Genomic DNA, 20,693 nt, shown 5'->3' on the forward strand with positions numbered 1-20,693 from the left:
CGCGAAGGGATTTCCCCAACTATAGGGGGAAATGCCTGAATGCCACCTGAAAGAGGAGCCGCCCCCATGTCGAATGCTGTGCTTGAAGCCGCGATTGAAGCTGCATGGGAGGTGCGCGACACGATCACCCCGCAGACCAAGGGAGAGGCGCGTGACGCCATCGAGTCCACGCTGGATGCGCTTGATAGCGGCGCGCTGCGGGTGGCGGAAAAACAGGCCGATGGCAACTGGCATGTGAACCAATGGGCCAAGAAGGCCGTGCTGTTGGGCTTCCGGCTCAAGGACATGGAAATTCATGCTGGCGGGCCGCAAAACGGCACCTGGTGGGACAAGGTCGACAGCAAATTCGCCCATTGGGGCGAGGCGCAATGGCAAGCGGCGGGTTTCCGCGCCGTGCCGCACTGCATTGTGCGCCGTTCGGCCTTTATTGCCAAAGGCGCGGTGCTGATGCCCTCTTTCGTGAACCTTGGCGCCTATGTCGATGAAGGCACGATGGTCGACACCTGGGCGACCGTGGGTAGCTGCGCGCAAATCGGCAAGAACGTGCACCTGTCGGGTGGGGTGGGCATTGGCGGCGTGCTGGAGCCGATGCAAGCCGGCCCGACCATCATCGAAGACAATTGCTTCATTGGTGCGCGATCCGAAGTCGTCGAAGGCTGCATCGTGCGCGAAGGCTCGGTTCTGGGCATGGGCGTCTTCATCGGCAAATCGACCAAGATCGTCGATCGGGAAACGGGCGAGGTCTTCTATGGCGAAGTGCCGCCCTATTCGGTGGTCGTGGCCGGGTCGATGCCGTCCAAAGGCGGGATCAACCTGTACTGCGCGGTGATCGTGAAACGGGTTGATGCACAGACCCGCTCGAAAACCGGCATCAACGAGCTTTTGCGGGACTAAGCCATGATCCTTTCGCTGGCAGGCAAGATCCGTGATGCGGTGAATGGGACCGAAATCCCGCACCATATTCGCGGTGGGTTGATGATGATCGACATCGTGTCGATCGCGCTGTTTCAGATCTGGGGTCTGAACAAGATGATGGCGATGGTCGAAAACGCCGAGCCGGGCGAATGGATTCCGGGTGCGGCGCTAGTGGCCTATGCGGTGGTCTTTGTGTGGTTGGCGCTGACCGCGCTCAAATCCACCAAGCGCCCCGCGAAAGCCTGAGATCGTACATGCCGGAAACGTCGGATAAGCCCGAAAAGCAAAAGCGCCCCCAGCAGGTTTATACCCTGCTGGTGGAGGTGGGCCGGTGTGAGAACGATGGCCTGCCCAAAGGCGCGACCGGGGCCGGGCTGTTGTGTTATGCCAGCGGTGTGGATGAAGCCGAGGCGGTGCGCGAAACCGTGGCGATCTTGAAACAAGCCGATCTGGCGCCGTTGGATGTGACCGGTTACGGCACACGCGCAGAGCGGGAAAAAGCTGGCGATGAGATTGGTGACGAGGAAAAGGCGCTGATGGAGCGGGCCTTGGCCGAAAACGCGGTGATCGTTGCGCAGATGACCCCGTTCATGGGCGAAAAAGACTAGGCAAGCTGCCGCCGGGTCACGCCCCGCGATTGTTGCCAGATTGTGTTTGGCTGCTACACTGTTTTCAAATGGTGAACAGTCGGGCAGGCCATGAAACATGCACTCAAACCCCTTGCAATCACGCTTTTTGTCGTTTCCGGGCTGACCGCTTGCGGGGGGCCACTTGAAGGCGGCGGGGGTGGGTCTACCGCTGTCGAAGCGATCCCGCGCGTGGATGCGGCCACGCAAAAGGGGCTTGATGACTGGGTTGCCAATTTCAAGCCGCGCGCGCTGGCGGCGGGCATCACCGAGGCGACATGGAACCGCTCCATGCGCAACCTGCCCTACAACCCAAAGGTGATCGAGCGCGACCGCTTCCAAGCCGAGTTTTCGAAACCGATCTGGGATTATCTTGACAGCGCCGCCTCGCCGGAACGCATCGCTGAAGGGCGCAAGATGCTGGCCCAGCATGACCGGCTTTTGCGCGAGATCGAGGCGCGCTACGGCGTCGAAAAAGAGGTCGTCGTGGCGATCTGGGGGATGGAGTCGCGTTATGGGGCGCGGCGTGGCAATACGCTGATCCTGCCCGCGCTGGCGACCTTGGCGCATGACGGGCGGCGCGGGGCGTTTTTTGAAAGCCAATTGATTGGCGCGCTAAAAATCATCCAGTCGGGTGATATCGATCCCGCACAGATGACTGGCTCTTGGGCGGGGGCGATGGGGCATACCCAGTTCATCCCGACCTCGTATCTGTCTTTTGCCGTCGATTTCACCGGCGATGGCAAGCGCGATATCTGGTCGGAAAACCCGGCCGATGCGCTGGCCTCCACCGCCGCCTATCTGGCGCGGTCGGGCTGGTCGAAAGGGCAGCCTTGGGGGGTGGAAGTCGTGCTGCCCGAAGGGTTCAACCTTGGCCTGACCGGTAAAGGGGTCAAAAAATCGCCCGCCGATTGGGCGGCCTTGGGCGTGCGCGCGGCCAGCGGCGGCACGGTGCCCAATTATGGTGCGGCCTCGATCTTGTTGCCCGCGGGGGCCGAGGGGCCCGCGTTGATGATCTTTGGCAACTTCCGCGCCATCTCGCGCTACAACAATGCCGATGCCTATGTGATTGGGGTGGGCCATCTGTCCGATCGGATCGCGGGGCAGGGGCCGTTCAAGACGCCATGGCCGCGCGAAGGCCGCGCGCTGACCACGGCCGAGAAGATCGAGGTGCAGCAACGGCTGACCGCAGCGGGTTTTGATACACAAGGGAGCGACGGGCTGATTGGCCCGAACACGATTTCTGCCGTGGCCGCGTGGCAGCGCGCCAATGGGGTGAAAGCCGATGGCTGGGTGACAATGAAGCTTCTGGAGGCACTGCGGCGCGGCGGTTAACGCCGCGCGGGCACCCGGCTTTGCTTCGACAGTTGCACCGCCAAGATCCCTGCGGCAATCACCGCCACGCCCACCAGATCAAGCCAGCCGAGCCGCTCGCCCAAAACCATCGCGGCAATGGCCACGCCAAAGAACGGGTTGAGAAAGTGGAAGGTGGCCGCTTTCACGGCACCGATCCGCGCCACCAGCCGGAACCAGACCCAAGTGGCCAGAAGGCCGGGGATCAAGGTGGTATAAAGGAACGCCAGCGTCAGCCGGGTGCTGGGCACCACTTGCCAGCTTTCGGTCAAGGCCGAGACCATGGCAAGCGAGGCCGCGCCGACGAACATCTGCAAGCCCACGATCATCAGCACATTGCCAGACGAGGTGGCACCGCGCACCGACAGCGTGGCCACCGATAGCGCGAAGGCGGCAATGAAACATAGCGCCAGCCCGACCGGGTCCACCCCACCCGAAAGCCGCGCCCCCATGATGATCGCCACGCCCACAACGCCTGCAAACAGCCCCGCAAGCCCCAGCGGGCGCACCGTATCGCCAAAGACGATGCGCCCCATCAGCGCGACCATCAGGGGCATGGTCGAAGCGATGATCGAGGCGACCGAGGCTTGAATCCATTGCATCGCAACGAAATTCAGCCCCAGATAAAGCGCGTTCTGGCACAGCCCGAAAATCAGCGTCGCCCGCCATTGCGCACGGCTCAGCCGCCAGCTTTGCCCCAAAGCCAATGCAATGCCGACGCCGATCAGACCCGACAGCAAGAACCGCGCCGACAGCGCCAGAAGCGGCGGCGCCTCGGCGACGATCATCCGGGCAGAGGTAAAGGCCGACGACCACATAAGTGCAAAGGCCAAGCCCATGAGAATGGCGCGAAAATCCAAGCTATCCGATCCCTTTTGCAAGCGTTTGCACAGTCGAACCGGATTTGCCCCCGCCCGACAAGCGCGAACATGTATGCAATACAGGTTTTCAGCCGTTGCGGCCCCGTCAGCGGACAAGAAAAAAGGCCGCCCTGCCGGTGCAGGGCGACCCCGAAACATCTACCGCCCAGTGGTCAGGCGGCCGTCACGGCCCAATCAGCCGTTGACGCTGTCCTTGAGCGCTTTCGCGATCGTGACTTTGACCTGCTTGTCCGCCGGTTTCATCATGGTTTCGCCGGTGGCCGGGTTGCGGACCTGACGCTCCGGGCGCGCCTTGCACGAGACCTTGCCGATGCCCGGCAGGGTCACGGCCCCACCTTCAGCCACTTCTTTGGTCACGACTTCGGCGATGGCGTCGAGCGCAGCCGAGGCGGTTTTCTTGTCCGAGCCCATGGCTTCGGCAAGCGCGGCCACCAGCTGGGTCTTGGTCATCGGTTTCGACATGGGTTTTCCTCTCATACGCCCCGTTTTGCGGGGTCGATCTGGCCGTTTGCACGGTTTCGTGTGCCCTCTAACACACGGTTTTTTTCAACAAGGCAAGCCTTTTCGGCCCGTTTTGGCGAATTTCCGCGGGGGCATACACGGGGGCAGGGGGCCGCCGTTACAAGAAGGCAGTTTCATCAAAGGAACGCAACTTCCGGCTGTGAATCCGCTCCAGCGGCATGTCGCGCAATTTCTCCATCGCGCGCACCCCGATCAGCAGATGGTTTGCCACTTGGGTGCGGTAGAATTCGGTCGCCATGCCCGGCAATTTCAGCTCTCCGTGCAAGGGTTTGTCGGACACGCACAGCAGCGTGCCATAGGGCACCCGGAACCGGAATCCATTGGCCGCGATGGTGGCGCTTTCCATATCCAGCGCAATGGCGCGGCTTTGGCTGAGCCGTTGCACCGGGCCGGACTGGTCGCGCAACTCCCAGTTGCGGTTGTCGATCGTTGCGACCGTGCCGGTGCGCATGATCCGCTTAAGTTCATAGCCTTCAAGCTTTGTGATCTCGGCCACCGCCTCTTGCAGGGCAACCTGCACCTCGGCTAAGGCCGGGATCGGCACCCAGATCGGCAGGTCGTCATCGAGCACGTGATCTTCGCGCAAATAGGCATGGGCCAGCACGAAATCGCCCAAGCTTTGCGAATTGCGCAGCCCCGCGCAATGGCCCACCATCAGCCACGCATGCGGGCGCAGCACGGCAATATGATCGGTTGCCGTTTTCGCGTTGGACGGTCCCACGCCGATATTGACCAGCGTGATCCCGTTCCCATCGGGCCGTTTGAGGTGATAGGCGGGCATTTGCGGCAGTTTCGTCATCGGTGGGATCACCCCGTCCGATGTCGAAATCTCGATATTGCCGGGGGCGACAAAGCTTGTGTAGCCCTGTGCCGGGTCCGCCAGCATCTTGCGCGCCACCGCCTCAAACTCATCAACATAGAACTGATAGTTGGTGAACAGCACGTGGTTTTGAAAATGCTCGGGCAGGGTCGCGGTGTAATGCGCCAGTCGCGCAAGCGAATAATCCACCCGTTGCGCGGTAAAGGGCGCCAGATGGCCCGATCCATCGGCATGCAGATCGGCGGTGCCATTGACGATGTCATCATTCATTGAGGCCAGCGCGGGCACATCGAACACATCGCGCAGGCTGATCCCCAGTGCGCCTTCTTGCGGCACGGTCACCTCGGGCTGGCCCGCCACGGCGAAATGCACGGGGATCGGCGTGGTCGAGGGCCCCACCTGCACGGTCGCATTGTGGTTGCGCATCAACAGGCCGATCTGCTGCGTCAGGTAATTGCGGAACAGGTCGGGCCGGGTGATCGTGGCGGAATAGGTGCCGGGTTCGGACACATGGCCAAAGCTAAGCCGACTGTCACCTTTGACATGGGAATTCACCGTCAGCCGCACCTCGGGGTAAAATGCCCGGTAGCGCGATTTGGCAGAGCCGGTTTCCAGCACCTTGTTGAACTTTTCCAGCAAGAACCCCGTCGCCTCGGCATAAAGCGCTTCAAGCCGCGCCACGGCGGCGGCGGCATCGGTGAAGCTTTCTGGGTCGGCATGGGGGGAAGTCTGGATCGTCAGCGGGTCTGTCATTCGAACAACTCGGTCAATTGGAAGGTTTTGACGTCGACGAGCCCAAGGTCAGAGATACGGATCTCTGGGATCACGACGAGCGCCAGCAATGAATGCTGCATATAGGCGTTGTTGAGCGTGCATCCACATTGCGCCATCGCTTCGACCATGTTCGCCGCCCGCGCGGCGACTTCGGCGGCCGGGTCATCAGACATCAGCCCCGCAATCGGCAAGGGCACGGCGGCCAGTTCCACCCCGTCTTTCCAAACCGAAATGCCGCCGCCCATCTCGCCCAAGCGGTTGGCGCAAGCGGCCATGCTTTCGCGGTCGGTGCCGACGACGATCATATGATGGCTGTCATGCGCGACGGTGGAGCCCATCGCCATTTTGCCTTTATAGCCAAAGCCAGAGACAAAGCCGTTGACGACCTTGCCGGTGCCGCGGTGACGCTCGACCAAAGCGATCTGCGCCACGTCTTTGCTTTCATCGGGCTGTGCCAACCCATCAACCACCTGCAAGGTGGCGGTAAGGGCTTTCGTCGGCGCTTGGTTTTCCACTACGCCAATCACCTTAGCGGTGACGGTATTGGCGCCTTCGGGCGCGGCAATGGCAAAATCTTCCGCCGTCAGTTGTTTGCCCAGATGCACCGTGTTGCGTGCGCTTTCGGGCCAGTCGTAATGCGGGCAAGGCACTTTGAGCACGCCCGCCTCCGCCACAACTTGGCCACGCGCGATCACCACTTCCACCGGAAGGGAGGCAAGGTCAGAAGACAAGATCACATCGGCCCGCCGCCCGGGTGTGATGGACCCAAGCTCGCGTTCCAGCCCAAAATGGCTTGCCGTGTTCAGCGTGCACATTTGCAGCGCGACCAGCGGGTCACAGCCGCAGGCCACCGCATGGCGATAGACGCGGTTCATATGGCCCTCGTTCACCAGCGTGCCGGAATGGCAATCATCGGTGCACAAAATGAAGTTGCGCGGATCAAGGCCCTTTTCTGTTACGGCGGAGATCTGGCTTTCCACGTCATACCATGCCGAGCCCAGCCGCATCATCGCGCGCATGCCTTGGCGCACGCGGGCAATCGCATCGGCCTCACACGTGCCTTCGTGATCATCCGCCGGGCCGCCCGCCGCATAGGCGCGAAACGGCGCGCCCAAATCGGGGCTCGCATAATGGCCGCCCACGGTTTTCTGCGCATTTTGGGTGGCGGCAATCTCGGCCAGCATCTTCGGGTCGGCATTCACAACGCCGGGGAAGTTCATCATCTCCCCCAGCCCGATGATCCCCGGCCATGTCATCGCTTCGGCCACATCCTCGGGAGTGATTTCAAACCCGGTCGTTTCCAGCCCCGGCGCCGAGGGCGCGCAAGAAGGCATTTGCGTGAAGATGTTGACGGGCTGCAAAGCCGCCTCGTCATGCATCATCCGCACGCCTTCCAGCCCCAACACATTGGCGATCTCATGCGGGTCGGTGAACATGGTGGTGGTGCCATGCGGAATGACCGCAGCGGCAAATTCGGCGGGCGTCAGCATCCCGCTTTCGATATGCATATGCGCATCGCACAGGCCCGGCAGCATGTAGCGGCCCTTGGCCTCAATCACTTGCGTTTCGGGGCCAATCGCGGCGCTTAAATCCGGCGCAATCGCAGCAAAGCGGCCCTCGGCAATCGCTATGTCATAGCCCTCCAGCACTTCGCGGCTGTGGACATTGACCCATTTGCCCTGCCGGATCACCATATCGGCCGGCGTCCGACCTGCCGCGACCGCAACAAGCTGCGGCGCTGCTTCAGGCCATGATTTCAGGTGTTTCATCTGTTCCATGTCTCAGCCTGCCACCGCTTTTTGCCCTTCGCAAGTGACGAGGTGATGACTAGGTTACACACAAGGATAGGAGGGATGATGAAAACACTGCTTTCCATCGGGCATGGCTATTCGGCGCGGGCCTTGGGGCGGCTTTTGCTGTCGCAGGGTTGGCGGATCATCGCCACAAGCCGCAGCGCAGAAAAAGTGGAAATGCTGCGCAGCGAAGGGTTGGAGGCGATGGTCTGGACAGGGGGCCCATTACCGCTGTCAGAGGCGACGCATCTGCTGTCTTCGGTGGGGCCGGACAGCACCGGAGACCCGGTTCTTGCTGCGCAGAAAGACGCAATTGCTGCGGCGCAGCATTTGACGTGGGTCGGCTATCTTTCGACGGTTGGCGTTTACGGGGATCATGCGGGCGGCTGGGTCGATGAAGACACCCCGTTGACCCCCGGCACCGCGCGCGGCAAGGCGCGCGTCGCGGCAGAGGCAGAATGGCAAGCGCTGGGCCTGCCGCTGCATATCTTCCGTTTGGCGGGGATTTACGGCCCCGGGCGCGGCCCTTTTGCCAAGGTGCGCAATGGCACCGCGCGGTTGATTATCAAGCCCGGGCAGGTGTTTTCGCGCATTCATGTCGACGATATCGCACAGGTTCTGGCGGTCTCGATCGCGCAGCCCAATCCGGGGCGGGTCTACAATGTCTGCGATGATCTGGCGGCCCCACCCGAAGATGTGCTTGCCTATGCCGCCGAATTGCTTGGCCTGCCGCGCCCGCCCGAGGAGCCGTTTGACCCCAGCACCATGACCCCGATGGCGGCAAGCTTCTATGCAGAGAACAAACGGGTGCGAAACGACCGTCTCAAAGAAGAACTTGGCGTGCAGTTGCGCTACCCAGATTACCGCGCGGGTTTGCAGGCGATTCTGCGCAGCGAAGATTAGGCGGGTTGAAGCATCACGGGCCGGTCCCGCACCGGCAAATGCACCAGTGCGGAAAAGGCGCCGACGCCCACGCCGACCCACCACACCAGTGTGTAATCGCCCGCGATGTCATAAAGCCGCCCGCCCAGCCAAACGCCCAGAAACGCACCCAATTGATGGGAAAAGAACACCACGCCATAGAGCGTGCCCATGTAGCGCAGCCCGTAAAGGTCTGCGACAAGGCCCGAGGTTAACGGCACAGTGGCCAGCCACAACGCCCCCATGACAAGCGAAAAGATCAGCACCGAACCGGGGGTGATCGGCAGCAAGATGAAACTGGCTGCCGCGATGGTGCGCAAAAGGTAAATCAGCGCAAGCAGGTATTTCTTACTCCACCTTTTGCCCGCCCAGCCTGCGAAAATCGTGCCCGCGATATTGGCCAGCCCAATCACCGCGATGGCAAAGGCGCCAAGCGCAGATTGTGTTTCAATACCCAGTGCCGCAAGCATGGAGCCCGGCGGCACCGCCCCGCACATCTCGGTGATCATTGCGGGGAAATGGGCGGTGATGAAGGCGAGCTGATAGCCGCAGGAAAAGAACCCCAGAAAGATCAAAATGAAAGACGGATCGCGCAGCGCGCGCGACACGACCGCGCCCATGCTTTCCTCGCTCGGCCCGGGGGCGGTGCGCGCCGGGCTGCGCAGCATCGGCAGGGCGAAGAGGGCGAGCAAGATCACGCCTGCAAAGATCACAAAAACCGTCTGCCACGGGAAATAGGCCAAAAGCGCCTCGGCCAAGGGGGCGCCAAAAACTTGGCCCGCAGAGCCTGCCGCCGTGGCAATGCCCAGCGCAAGCGAGCGGTTTTCATCGGAGGCTGCACGCCCGACGACGGCCAGAATGACCCCAAAGCCGGTACCTGCAATGCCAAAGCCCACCAGAATTTCCAGCAGATCGTGCTGCCAAGGAGCTGTGGCAAAAGCCGATAGCACCAACCCCGCCGCATACATCAGCGCGCCCAAGGTGATGGCACGGCGGTCGCCAAACCGTTCTGCCAGCGCGCCAAAGATCGGCTGGCCAATCCCCCAAGCAAGGTTCTGAATGGCGATCGCAAGGCTGAACTCGGCCCGGGGCCAGCCGAATTCCGCCGCAATCGGGATCTGGAACACCCCGAAAGAGGCGCGGATCGCAAAGCCCAACATCAAGATAATGGCCCCGCCAATCAGGACGGGGGAAATGAGGCGGGTCTGCATTCGGCACGTCTCCCTTGCGCAAGGGCGCCAGTTCGACATGCGCGCGCGCCCGCGTCAATCCGACATTTGTGCCGGGAACAATCGCGCCGCGGCGGCGCGCCCCGCCGCGCGGCCCGTGGCCAAGCAGCCGGTCAGCAGATAGCCGCCCGTCGGGGCCTCCCAATCCAGCATTTCACCCGCCGCGAACACACCGGTCAGTGCGGTCAGTTCCAGCCCGGTGATCAGCGCGCCGGCGGTGATCCCGCCCGCCGAGGAAATCGCCTCGGCCAATGGGCGCGGTCCGGTATGGCGCACCGGAAGCGCTTTCAGTTTACGCGCCAAGGCCAGCGGGTCTTTGGGCAAAGGGCGGCCCCATTCATTCGCCAACGCCAGTTTCACAGGATCAAGGCGCAGCGCCTTGCGCAGCCGGTTTTGCTGACTGTCTTTGTTGGAGGTGCGGCTTAGCCGATGCGCCACCGCTTCCACATCCAGATCGGGCGCAAGATCAAGCACCAGCGTCGCACCATCGCGCACGGCAGCGGAGAGCGCATAGACGCCGCCACCCTCTATCCCCTTGGTGGACAGGACGAACTCTCCTCGGCTGATCTGATCGGGAACGGATAAGGCCGCGCCTTTGACGGGCTGACCCAGATGCGGGGTCATATGTTGCGACCACGCGACCCCAAAGCCCATATTCGCGGGGCGGAAGGGTGCGATCTCAACCCCCTGCGCGGCCAGCATCTCGACCCAACCGGCATCCGACCCAAGTCGGGGCCAACTGGCCCCGCCCAAAGCCAAGACCGTGGCATCGGGGCGGATGCTTTGCAGCCCCGCGGGCGTGTCGAACTGGAAGGTGCCGTTTTCGACGCCAATCCAACGCCAGCGCGTGTGCAGCGCCACGCCCAGCCCCGCAAGCCGGGCAAGCCAAGCACGCAGCAGGGGCGAGGCTTTCATCTCGACCGGAAACACCCGCCCGGTGGAGCCGGTGAACAAATCCACCCCAAGCCCGCGCGCGAATTCCATCACCGCCTGCGGGCCGAAATCGGCCACATAAGGGCGCACCCAATCCGGGGTATAGGCCCTCAAGAACGCCGCAAGCGGTTCATCTTTGGTGATGTTCAGCCCAGATTTGCCCGCCATAAGGAATTTGCGCGCGGCTGTGGGCTTGGCTTCGGCCAGCGTAACCTTTGCCCCGGCGCGCGCCAGCACTTCGGCGGCCATCAGCCCGGCCGGACCTGCGCCAATGACCAGCGCCTGCGCCATCAGAGCTTCGCCGCGATAGAGGCGAGTCGCATTAAAGCGCGCTCCATCACCGCCATTTGCGGCGCCTTCGAGGAAGAACGCAGCGTCAGATCAGCCTCAATCAGCACTTTCAAGGCCTCTTCCAGCCGGTAAAGGCCCCATTTCTGCGCCTGCCCCTGCAACCGGTCGCGGCGCGGGCCAAAAACCGGCGGGCGCATCCGCGCAATGCCCGAACCCGGTCCGCCCGGGTCCGAGGCCGCCATATGCAGCGTGCGAAAATGCCGAAGCGCCATGATCGCCAGCGTGACGGGCTGCACCCCTTGCCCCTCGATCCGGCGCATCATTTGCGCCAGCGCGACCACTTGCCCATTGGCGACAAGATCAAGCACCTCATCAACCTCGGCCTCGACGGTCGAGGGGGCGGACAGCGCGACCTCGGCGGGGGTCAAAGGCGCGCTGTCACCATGTTTATAAAGCGCAATTTTCTCTATGGTTTGGCGAAAATCGCCGGGGTCCAGCGCGCGCGACAGCGCCAGAATATCGGTCATCGTCTCGTTGGGCACATGGGCCAGACCGGCCTTTTTCAGAATATCTTCGATTTCTTCGCGGCTGGGCGGGTCGTCGTAAATGCCGATTGCGTAGGCATTGGGATGGTTTTCAAACGCTTTGCGCAGGGCGGACCGCGCCGCCAGCGCCCCGGCGGTGACCACGATCTGGGCATCGCCGCCGGTCCAAGCCTTCATCGCCTCGGCGAAAGCGGGGGCGGTGCCATCGGTGGCCTCTTCCACAAAGACCACGCGCGGGCCGGGGAAAAAGCCGATTTCCTTGATGGCATCCAGCACAAGTCCGGGGCTGCGGCGCAAATCGCCCCCCGCAAGCCGCGTCAGCCGCATTTCCGCCTCGCCCTCGGGGCCGATCAGGGCGGCAATCACCTCTTGGCGGCGCAACGCCACGCGCATCGCATCCGCGCCATAGATCAACAGGCCCATCCGCGCCGGATCGGGCTTGGCAAAATAGCGCACGGCGGCTGCGCCGGTCAGTTTCATTGCGGTAAGGTTCCGGCCTGCGCCAAAAGCCGGGTCACGATTTGATCGGCCAGCATGCGCATCAAGCGGCGATGGGCGTCTTCTTCGGCGGCAGAGGTGGCGACAACGGTGCCAGAGGCCGACCAAGAGGTGAAACTGCTTACCCGCCCGGTCAAAAGCACCGCATCGCTGCCCGCATCATGCAGCGTATAGTCGACCTTGCCGGTCAGAGAATAGCGGGTGGTGGCGCCATCGGGGGTGATCGCTTGGCCCAGCACATCGGTGTCAACCTGATAGGCCAAACGATAGCGCGGCGTTGTGGCCGGGTTAAGCCGTTCGGCCAGCCGCCGCACCAGCGCGAAATCATCGCGCGTTTGCGGCGCATCGGGCGCGACCCCGCCCAACAGTTTGGCGCCGCCACCGGTCGGCCCATAGGCCGGGGTGAAGCCGCAACCGGCAAGGGCGGTAGCCCCTGCCAGCATCAAAAAGGTTCGACGGTCAGATGACCACATTGACGATGCGCCCCGGCACGACGATGAGCTTTTTCGGCTGGCCACCGGCCAGCGCCTTGACCACAGCATCATCCGCCAGAACGATCTTTTCAACCTCGGATGCAGGCATGTCTTTCGGCACCGAGATTTCGGCGCGGCGCTTGCCATTGATCTGAATCGGCAAGATCACCGAATCTTCGACCAGCATTGCCGGGTCGGCCTTGGGCCACGGCGCTTGCACCACGAAGCCTTCGCCCCCCAGCGCGGACCAGATATCTTCGGCCAAATGCGGCACCATCGGGCCCATCAGTTGCGCCATCAGCTTCATCGCTTCGCGCTTTGTGGCATTCGATGCGGCGGATTTCTGCAACGCATTGGTCAGCGTATAAAGCGCGGCCACCGCTTTGTTGAAGGCAAAGCCGTCGATCGAGCGGGTCACCTCGTCAATCGCCTTATGGGTCGCCTTCATAAGCGCAGCATCTTCGGCCCCGCCAGCCCCGCCAGCCCCGCCAGCGCCTTCGGCGATTTCATGCGCAATGCGCCACACGCGGGCAAGGAATTTGGAGGTGGCTTCTGCGCCCGCCGCTGTCCATTCGACGTCCCGTTCGGGCGGGCTGTCGGACATCACAAAGAATCGCGCGGTATCGGCGCCAAAATCGGCGATGATATTCATCGGATCGACGACGTTCTTTTTCGACTTCGACATCTTGGCCGAGGGGATGATCTCGACCTTTTCGCCCGTGGCTTTCAGCGTGCCTGCATCGCGGTCGATGTCTTCGGGCAGGTGATAGACGGGGCGGCCATTGGCATCGGTCGTTTTGTAAATTTCATGCGTGACCATGCCTTGGGTGAAAAGCGCGTCAAACGGTTCTACCGCTTTGGCGGGCAGATGCCCGGTCTTGTGCATCGCGCGCGCAAAGAAGCGCGAATAAAGCAGGTGCAAAATCGCATGTTCGATGCCGCCGATATATTGATCGACGTTCATCCAGTAATCGGCATCTTCCGCCACCGTGGGCGTGGTCGCGCGCGGCGCGGTGAAGCGGGCGTAATACCAAGACGAATCAACGAACGTGTCCATCGTGTCGGTTTCGCGCTTCGCCGCCGCCCCGCATTTCGGGCAAGTGCAATCGCGCCAGGTCGGGTGCCGGTCCAGCGGATTGCCCGGTTTGTCAAAGCTGACATCATCGGGCAGGCGCACGGGCAGGTTCTCTTTTTTCTCAGGCACCACACCGCAGGCGGGGCAATGCACCACCGGAATCGGGCAGCCCCAATAGCGTTGGCGGCTTAGCCCCCAGTCGCGCAGGCGGTATTTTGTGACGCCTTCGCCAAACCCTTTCGCTTCGGCATAGGCGATGGCCGCGGCCACGCCCTCTTCGCCGGTTTGCACCGTTTCGCCCGCGAAGCCGCGCACATAGCACACCTTTTCCGACTTCATCGGCACGAACGCCTCGGTCAGCGGTTCTTCCGCAGCCCCTTCGGCCACGAACACCGGGTTGATCGGCAGGCCGTATTTGGAGGCAAATTCAAAGTCGCGCTGGTCATGCGCGGGGCAGCCGAAAATCGCGCCGGTGCCGTAATCCATTAAGATGAAGTTGGCGATCCAAACTGGCAGCTCCCAGCTCGGGTCCAGCGGATGCTTCACCCGCAGCCCGGTATCGCGGCCAATCTTTTCAGCCGTTTCAATCGCCTCTTCCGTGGTGCCGCCCTTGCGGCATTCGGCCAGGAAATCGGCCAGTTCGGGGTTTTGCGCTTCCAGCAGCTTCGCCAAAGGATGGTCGGGCGAAATACCCACGAAGCTTGCGCCCATCAGCGTATCGGGGCGGGTCGTATAGACCTCGATCTTCTCATGCCCCTCGGGCGCATCGACCGTGTCAAAACTAAATTGCAGCCCGCGCGATTGGCCGATCCAGTTTGCCTGCATCAGGCGCACTTTTTCGGGCCAGTCTTTCAGACCATCCAGCGCAGACAGCAATTCGCCCGCGAAATCCGAGATTTTGAAGAACCATTGGGTCAGTTCTTTGCGCTCCACCAGCGCGCCCGAGCGCCAGCCGCGCCCGTTTTCCACCTGCTCGTTGGCCAGAACCGTCATATCGACCGGATCCCAGTTCACCACCGCGTTCTTGCGATAAACGAGCCCGGCGTCGAGCATATCAAGGAACATCGCCTGCTGCTGGCCGTAATACTCCGGGTCACAAGTGGCAAATTCGCGGCTCCAGTCGATGGAAAGCCCCAAAGGCTTCATCTGGTCGCGCATGTCGGCGATATTGCCATAGGTCCAGTCTTTCGGGTGGCCGCCCCGTTCCATCGCCGCATTTTCGGCGGGCATCCCGAACGCGTCCCAGCCCATCGGATGCAGCACGCTAAAGCCGCAAGACATTTTATAGCGCGCGACCACATCGCCCATTGTGTAGTTGCGCACGTGCCCCATGTGGATGCGCCCCGACGGATAGGGGAACATCTCAAGCACGTAATACTTGGGGCGTGCCGGGTCGCGGCGCGCGGTGAACACCCCCGCATCATCCCATGCGGCTTGCCATTTTTTTTCGCTCTGGCTCGGTTCGTAGCGCGACATTGCGGCCTCTCATGTCTGGATCGTGCGGAAATCTTGCGCCCTGCTATACCGCAGCCGCCCAAAAGGTCCAGAGATCAGCCGCAGATCAGCCATCAGGGCGACAAAAAACCCTGCCAAAGCGGGGCTCTGACAGGGCAAAACGCGAATGGTGTGCGCTTAAAGCCCCGAGTCGCGAATCCGCAACTGCCGCGCGCGCGTCAAGATCGCATCTTCCACCGCGCGCACCGTCTCGGCAGAGACGCTGCCGCCACGGCTTTCCAGCGCCACCTTGAGCGAGCGCGCATCCAGCGCCGGGTCGCTGATATGGATCGTCGCCTTATAGGCGCGCCCACCGCCCGGCGGGCGCCCATAGCCGGTCACAATCAGGCCCGAGAACGGGTCGACCGATTGAATCGGCAGGAAATCCAGCACTTCAAGCGAGGCATTCCAAAGGTATTTATTCACCTCGATCGTGACATTGGGATCATCGCGGTTCGAAAACAGATCCCACAGCGTCGATTGCTCGGGCTCGATATCCATCTTTTCGAAAGCGGTTTCTTGTTTCGGCGTGGCGTCACGCTTGCCGCCCCAAGAAAACAGCTTGCCGCTCGACAGCCCGCCGCAGCCCGAAAGCGCGATGACCAGCCCCAATGCCACGGATGTGCGCAGAATGCTGACTTTCTTCATAGGATGACCTGCCCCCGCGGCTGAACCTTTTGGCTTTTCCCGTCTCTAGCCCATGCCCCTCTGGGCGACAAGGTTTTTGACGACGACAGTTTCGTGCGCCCGCGCAAGGGGCGTGCGTGCGCGTGGACCGTGGCGCCGGTTTCTGGGGCAGCGGGGCAACTGTGGCAAACCTGCACCACGCCCCACCCAAAGCCCGAAGCCCGCCCCGTTTTCATTGCATTACGCCGCCCACAGAGAGAAAAAGCCTCATACCCAATTCGGATTCCCCTGAATTGGGGTCTACCTTGGCAAATGAGGGAAAAAATGAAAAAGGTTCTTATCGCGACGACCGCGCTCGTCATGACCGCTGGCGCCGCTGCCGCTGAAGTGTCGCTCTCGGGCAACGGCCGTATGGGTGTTGTGTACGACGGCAACGAATGGATGTTCTCGAGCCGTGCGCGCGTTGAATTCACCCTGTCGGGCACCACCGACGCGGGCCTCGAATTCGGTGGCTCGTTCCGCGCTGACAACGCCGTGGGCGCCGCTGCTGGCACCGCCGGCTCCGTGTTCATCTCGGGTGCGTTTGGTCGCATCTCGATGGGCGACGTGACCTCGGCTCCGGAAGCCCTGTTCGGCGATCTGGCTTCGGTCGGCTACATGGGCGACAGCCAAGGCACCGCCATCTACGGCGGCACCAACAACATCCCGTACCTGACCCTCGACAACGGCACCCAATCCGCCGTGCTGTATGAATACAGCGCCGGCGCGTTCTCGCTCGCCGCGTCGATGGACGACGGTGTGAATAACGCCACCAGCACCAAAGTCAACCAAACCTACGCCATTGCCGGTGCCTACACCTTCGGCAACTACACCGTGGGTCTTGGCTACGAAGTCATCGACTACACCGCCGCTGGCGTCGCCAACACCACCCAGCTCGAGCTGGCCGGCGTTGCCACCTTCGGCAACACCGATGTCAAAGCCTACTACGCCGACCAAGAAGACGGTGTGGTTGACAGCGCGCTCGGCGTGAGCGTTGCCTCGACCTTCGGCGCGACCACCGTTGCTGGCTACGTGCAAAAAGTCGACTTCGTCGCCCCGGGCGACGTGACCTGGTACGGTCTGGGCGTCGACTACGATCTGGGCGGCGGCGCTGTCCTGTCGGGCGCGATCCAAGACGACGACGTGACCGGTTCGGATCCGGTTGCCAACTTCGGCGTCCGCTTCAACTTCTGATCTTTCAGAAGATGAATTACGGAAAGAGCGGGCCTTGTGCCCGCTCTTTTCATTTTGGGGTTCCGCTTTGCCCCGTCGCATGATTGCTTGCGCCCAAAGGAGGCTGTCATGGGTTTGCAAAATATTTTGAGCCGTATCGCCAAGGCCGAACAGGCCGCAGGGCGTGCCCCCGGATCGGTGCAACTGATCGCGGTTTCCAAGGTGCAGCCGCAAGACCGGGTCGCAGCGGTTCTGGCCGAGGGGCAGCGGCTGTTCGGGGAAAACTACGTGCAGGAAGCTGCGGGCAAATGGCCCGCATGGCGGGAACAATTCGCGGGCGTGGCCGTGCATATGATCGGCCCGTTGCAAACCAACAAGGCGAAACAGGCGGTGGATTTATTCGAGGCCATCCATACCCTTGACCGGCCCTCGCTGGCGAAAAAACTGGCAGGTCTGGCGCAGGTGCGCGGGGGCTGCCCTGATCTGTTCGTGCAGGTCAACACCGGGCAAGAGCCGCAAAAGGCCGGTGTGCTGCCCGCCGATTTGGATGCTTTCGTGGCAGAGGTGCGCGCGATGGACCTGCCGGTGCAGGGCCTGATGTGTATCCCCCCCGAAGCCGAAGACCCCGCGCCGCATTTTGCCGCGCTGGCGGATATGGCGGCGCGCAATGGGCTGTCGGGTCTGTCGATGGGGATGAGTTCGGATTTCGAAGCGGCGATCGCGGCGGGGGCGACCCATGTGCGCGTCGGCTCTGCCATTTTTGGCGCGCGGGATTACAGCGCCCGGACCTAGGCCCGAAAGGGGTGGGCTTAGGGTTAGGCCCGGGGGGGGGGGGTTAGGCCTTGTCGTGCGGCGAGGGCGTGGCGCCCCCACGCTTTGGCGTGTCTTTGCCAAGTTGAAAACAGGCGAGCGGCGGGACAAGGATTTCCGTGCCCGGCGTGACTTTGCGTGCCAAAGCCATCAAATCCTTGCGGCGCAGCGCAAGGCAGCCCGCAGTCGGGTAACACAGACGGCGGCGTTGATGCAGGAAGATCGCCGACCCTTTGCCGGGCCGCGTCTGCGGGTAGTTCCAATCCGTCACCAAAACGATGTCATAGAGCGGATCGGGCCGGGCCAAGCGTTCGTGGCTGGCGGCAAAGGGCGCACGCACCGGCTGGTTATAGGCGGGGTGATCCGCAGCATCGCACCAAAGATCTTGCGGGCCGATCGGGCGCGCCCAAGGCGCGGGGCGCGGCAGGCGGTCGGCGCGATACAGCATTTCCAGCACCCGCCAACGGCCCACCGGGGTGGCGCCATCGCCTTCTTGCTTGCAGGTGCTGAGCCCGCCCCGGCCAATTTGCACCGAATACCGCCGCCCAAAGGCGACAAGCCCGCCGGGGGTGAGCCGGATCACAGCAGATGCCCGGATTTCGCCGCCTTGGTCGCCAGATAGGCGGCGTTATGCGCACTGTGGCCAACCTTGAGCGGCACCCGCTCCGCCACGGTGATCCCATGCGATTCGAGCATCGTCACCTTGGCGGGGTTGTTGGTGAGCAGCCGCACAGCGCCAAAGCCCAGCTTGCGCAGGATCGCCGCGCCGATGCGGAAGTCGCGCTCGTCATCTTGAAAGCCAAGCCGGTGATTGGCCTCGACCGTGTCGAACCCCTGATCTTGCAGCGCATAGGCGCGCATCTTATTGGCCAGGCCGATCCCGCGCCCCTCTTGGTTGAGGTATAGCAAAATGCCGGCGCCCTCGGCCCCCATTTGATGCAGCGCCGCATCCAGTTGCGGACCGCAATCGCATTTGAGCGAGCCCAGAACATCGCCGGTAAAACAGGCCGAATGCAGCCGTGCCAGAACCGGCTGGGCCCGGTCGGGCGATCCGATTTCAATCGCGTAATGTTCTTCGCTGCCATCGTCGGGGCGGAAGATATGCAGCCGCCCCTTTTCGGCGGCACGCATCGGCACCCGCGCGGCAGAGACGGGGGCAAAGGCGGTTTCCGCCGAAATCAGCGCCAGCGTTTCAGCGGCGTCGAGGTCGGTCAGCCCCTCGGGCGCGGGGGCGGGCAGCGGGGCCAAAAGCGCGGCGGGCAGAAGTTGCGCGGTTTTGGCCAGTTGCAGCGCGGCGCGCGCCGGGGTGGCGTCGCCCACTCGCAGGCTCGACAGCGGGCCTTTCATTGGCACCATTAGGTCATCGGCGGGGTCGGCCAGCGCGCGCAGCCACGCCAGATCGGCCCCTTCGGGCACAGCGATCCGGGCCAGGTCGTCATCATAGACGCGCGCCTTTAGCGTGTCGGCGCGCCGTTCGGTCAGCGCCAGCACCAGCGGGCCCAAAGCCTGCATCGCCGCAAGCCGTTCGAGCGACAGCGTTTCCACGGCCACCGCCAAGACGGAGTGTGACAACACAACCGGCAGCCCCATGCGCAGGTCGGCACGGGCGCGGTTGATACGTTCGGGCAGGCTGGGGCCAAGGGCGAGGGGCGTTTGCATCGCTCACAGATAGCGAGGCCCGTAACAAATTGAAACACTCCACGCTGTTCCGTCACCCTTGCGTGAGAAAGATTTCACATCTCTTGCCGTGGCGGTGATCTGTGGCCAGCTATGCCGCAAGCCCAAACTCCGAAGGAGGCAAAAATGGCAGGATTGAAGAAGATCCTTCTGGTGGATGATGACGACGACCTGCGCGAAGCGCTGGCCGAACAATTGGTGGCAACCGAGGAATTCGAGGTGTTCGAAGCCGCCTCGGGCGCGACCGGGGTCGAACAGGCGAAAGCCGCGCTTTACGATCTGGTGATCTTGGACGTGGGGCTGCCCGATACCGATGGGCGGGAACTGTGCAAGAAGCTGCGCAAGCAAGGCGTGAAATGCCCGATCGTGATGCTGACGGGCCATGACACCGATGCCGATACGATCTTGGGCCTTGATAGCGGCGCCAATGATTACATCACCAAGCCGTTCAAGTTCCCGGTACTGTTGGCGCGCATCCGCGCGCAGCTGCGCACGCATGAACAATCCGAAGATGCGGTGTTCCAGTTGGGGCCGTATACGTTCAAACCCGCGATGAAGATGTTGATCGACGGCAAAGAGCGTAAGATCCGCCTGACCGAGAAAGAAACCAATATCCTCAAATTCCTTTACCGCGCCCAAGATGGCGTGGTGGCGCGCGATGTGCTGCTGCATGAGGTTTGGGGCTATAACGCCGGGGTCACCACGCATACGCTGGAAACCCATATTTACCGGCTGCGCCAGAAGATTGAGCCCGATCCCTCGAACGCGCGGCTTTTGATCACCGAATCCGGCGGCTATCGCTTGGTCGCCTGAGGCATAACCAAAAGGGAGGGCGTGGCCCTCCCTGTCCTTTTGCACCCGAGGCGGCGCGGTCCCTAGACGGTCGGGTGAATGTCTTCTTCGGCTTCTTCAAGGCTGATACCCAGCGCGTTCAGCCCGTCTTCCAGATAATCGGCCAGCATCGGCACCCCCAGAAGGTAATCCTCGGTGGGGGCGGTCGCTTCGGCTTGGGCGGTGGCATAGGCCTCGCCAAATTCCGAAGCGTCATAGGTTTCGCGCCCGATCCACATCACGGCAGTCAGCGCGGCCTTCTCATCGTCGTTCAAATTCTCGATGAAGGCGCGCAATTCCCGCGCCTTGCCCGACCCCGGAAAATCGGAATCGAATTTGCGTGCGCGGATGATGACATGGGCGATTTTTGACGGGCTGATCGGCAACATGGAA

The 20,693-nt window shown here is 62.4% G+C and carries 21 protein-coding genes; 8 read left to right on the forward strand and 13 right to left on the reverse strand.

What is annotated here, in order from left to right:
• Nucleotides 1-66 precede the first annotated feature (66 nt).
• From dapD to CKO11_RS00550, 4 genes are all read left to right on the forward strand, one after another.
• On the forward strand, nucleotides 67-894 hold the full coding sequence (gene dapD, locus CKO11_RS00535; protein ID WP_223631842.1) for a 2,3,4,5-tetrahydropyridine-2,6-dicarboxylate N-succinyltransferase: 828 nt from the start codon (nucleotides 67-69) through the stop codon (nucleotides 892-894).
• Between the two features lie 3 nt (nucleotides 895-897).
• Entirely contained in the window at nucleotides 898-1,161 is a 264-nt protein-coding gene (locus tag CKO11_RS00540; protein ID WP_223631844.1) for a hypothetical protein, read from the forward strand.
• Between the two features lie 8 nt (nucleotides 1,162-1,169).
• Complete coding sequence (locus CKO11_RS00545; protein WP_223631846.1) at nucleotides 1,170-1,523, forward strand: hypothetical protein; 354 nt, start codon at nucleotides 1,170-1,172, stop codon at nucleotides 1,521-1,523.
• Nucleotides 1,524-1,613: 90 nt separating this feature from the next.
• Complete coding sequence (locus CKO11_RS00550) at nucleotides 1,614-2,876, forward strand: lytic murein transglycosylase (protein WP_223631848.1); 1,263 nt, start codon at nucleotides 1,614-1,616, stop codon at nucleotides 2,874-2,876.
• Here CKO11_RS00550 and CKO11_RS00555 read toward each other — a convergent pair.
• From CKO11_RS00555 to ade, 4 genes are all read right to left on the reverse strand, one after another.
• Entirely contained in the window at nucleotides 2,873-3,754 is an 882-nt protein-coding gene (locus tag CKO11_RS00555; RefSeq protein ID WP_223631850.1) for a DMT family transporter, read from the reverse strand. The two genes, CKO11_RS00550 and CKO11_RS00555, sit on opposite strands and share 4 nt — an antisense overlap.
• A gap of 195 nt (nucleotides 3,755-3,949) precedes the next feature.
• Nucleotides 3,950-4,237, reverse strand: coding sequence for an HU family DNA-binding protein (locus CKO11_RS00560; protein WP_223631852.1), 288 nt, complete (start codon nucleotides 4,235-4,237; stop codon nucleotides 3,950-3,952).
• Between the two features lie 157 nt (nucleotides 4,238-4,394).
• On the reverse strand, nucleotides 4,395-5,870 hold the full coding sequence (locus tag CKO11_RS00565; RefSeq protein ID WP_223631854.1) for an AMP nucleosidase: 1,476 nt from the start codon (nucleotides 5,868-5,870) through the stop codon (nucleotides 4,395-4,397).
• Nucleotides 5,867-7,669, reverse strand: coding sequence for an adenine deaminase (gene ade, locus CKO11_RS00570; protein WP_223631855.1), 1,803 nt, complete (start codon nucleotides 7,667-7,669; stop codon nucleotides 5,867-5,869). Before ade ends, CKO11_RS00565 begins: the two co-directional genes overlap by 4 nt.
• Before the next feature lie 78 nt (nucleotides 7,670-7,747).
• Between ade and CKO11_RS00575 the strand changes: the two genes are divergently transcribed.
• Nucleotides 7,748-8,587, forward strand: coding sequence for an SDR family oxidoreductase (locus tag CKO11_RS00575; RefSeq protein WP_223631856.1), 840 nt, complete (start codon nucleotides 7,748-7,750; stop codon nucleotides 8,585-8,587).
• Here CKO11_RS00575 and CKO11_RS00580 read toward each other — a convergent pair.
• The 6 genes from CKO11_RS00580 to CKO11_RS00605 all read right to left on the reverse strand — a co-directional run bounded on the left by CKO11_RS00580 (nucleotide 8,584) and on the right by CKO11_RS00605 (nucleotide 15,791).
• Nucleotides 8,584-9,816 (reverse strand): MFS transporter, encoded by a 1,233-nt coding sequence (locus CKO11_RS00580; RefSeq protein WP_223631857.1) that lies wholly within the window; start codon nucleotides 9,814-9,816, stop codon nucleotides 8,584-8,586. The genes CKO11_RS00575 and CKO11_RS00580 overlap by 4 nt on opposite strands.
• Nucleotides 9,817-9,870: 54 nt before the next feature.
• Nucleotides 9,871-11,058, reverse strand: a complete 1,188-nt coding sequence (locus tag CKO11_RS00585) for a TIGR03862 family flavoprotein (protein WP_223631858.1) — start codon at nucleotides 11,056-11,058, stop codon at nucleotides 9,871-9,873.
• Nucleotides 11,058-12,083 carry a DNA polymerase III subunit delta gene (gene holA, locus CKO11_RS00590; RefSeq protein ID WP_223631859.1) on the reverse strand — a complete coding sequence of 342 codons (1,026 nt, stop codon included), beginning with the start codon at nucleotides 12,081-12,083 and terminating at the stop codon, nucleotides 11,058-11,060. The genes CKO11_RS00585 and holA overlap by 1 nt, the downstream gene beginning before the upstream one ends.
• Nucleotides 12,080-12,544 carry an LPS assembly lipoprotein LptE gene (gene lptE / locus CKO11_RS00595; RefSeq protein WP_411741975.1) on the reverse strand — a complete coding sequence of 155 codons (465 nt, stop codon included), beginning with the start codon at nucleotides 12,542-12,544 and terminating at the stop codon, nucleotides 12,080-12,082. Before lptE ends, holA begins: the two co-directional genes overlap by 4 nt.
• 16 nt (nucleotides 12,545-12,560) lie before the next feature.
• Nucleotides 12,561-15,125: a leucine--tRNA ligase gene (gene leuS / locus CKO11_RS00600; RefSeq protein WP_223631861.1), complete on the reverse strand. Its 2,565-nt coding sequence runs from the start codon at nucleotides 15,123-15,125 to the stop codon at nucleotides 12,561-12,563.
• Between the two features lie 156 nt (nucleotides 15,126-15,281).
• The gene (locus tag CKO11_RS00605; protein WP_223631862.1) at nucleotides 15,282-15,791 is read right to left on the reverse strand and encodes a DUF3576 domain-containing protein; all 510 of its coding nucleotides are present in this window, start codon (nucleotides 15,789-15,791) and stop codon (nucleotides 15,282-15,284) included.
• Between the two features lie 303 nt (nucleotides 15,792-16,094).
• Here CKO11_RS00605 and CKO11_RS00610 point away from each other — a divergent pair, with 303 nt between their 5' ends.
• A complete protein-coding gene (locus tag CKO11_RS00610; protein WP_223631863.1) occupies nucleotides 16,095-17,003 on the forward strand; it encodes a porin in 909 nt (302 codons plus the stop codon).
• A 108-nt stretch (nucleotides 17,004-17,111) separates the two neighbouring features.
• Complete coding sequence (locus CKO11_RS00615) at nucleotides 17,112-17,774, forward strand: YggS family pyridoxal phosphate-dependent enzyme (protein ID WP_223631864.1); 663 nt, start codon at nucleotides 17,112-17,114, stop codon at nucleotides 17,772-17,774.
• Nucleotides 17,775-17,817: 43 nt separating this feature from the next.
• Here CKO11_RS00615 and CKO11_RS00620 read toward each other — a convergent pair whose 3' ends face one another.
• The gene (locus CKO11_RS00620) at nucleotides 17,818-18,375 is read right to left on the reverse strand and encodes a L,D-transpeptidase (RefSeq protein ID WP_223631865.1); all 558 of its coding nucleotides are present in this window, start codon (nucleotides 18,373-18,375) and stop codon (nucleotides 17,818-17,820) included.
• The gene (gene ribA / locus CKO11_RS00625; RefSeq protein WP_223631866.1) at nucleotides 18,372-19,451 is read right to left on the reverse strand and encodes a GTP cyclohydrolase II; all 1,080 of its coding nucleotides are present in this window, start codon (nucleotides 19,449-19,451) and stop codon (nucleotides 18,372-18,374) included. Before ribA ends, CKO11_RS00620 begins: the two co-directional genes overlap by 4 nt.
• 144 nt (nucleotides 19,452-19,595) lie before the next feature.
• Between ribA and CKO11_RS00630 the strand changes: the two genes are divergently transcribed.
• Complete coding sequence (locus CKO11_RS00630; protein ID WP_223631867.1) at nucleotides 19,596-20,282, forward strand: response regulator transcription factor; 687 nt, start codon at nucleotides 19,596-19,598, stop codon at nucleotides 20,280-20,282.
• A 62-nt stretch (nucleotides 20,283-20,344) separates the two neighbouring features.
• On the opposite strand, the gene CKO11_RS00635 is transcribed toward CKO11_RS00630, so the two are convergent.
• Nucleotides 20,345-20,689 carry a DUF3775 domain-containing protein gene (locus CKO11_RS00635; RefSeq protein ID WP_223631869.1) on the reverse strand — a complete coding sequence of 115 codons (345 nt, stop codon included), beginning with the start codon at nucleotides 20,687-20,689 and terminating at the stop codon, nucleotides 20,345-20,347.
• Nucleotides 20,690-20,693: the final 4 nt, after the last annotated feature.

Source organism: Rhodobacter sp. TJ_12, assembly GCF_020023995.1.
GTDB lineage: Bacteria > Pseudomonadota > Alphaproteobacteria > Rhodobacterales > Rhodobacteraceae > Rhodobacter.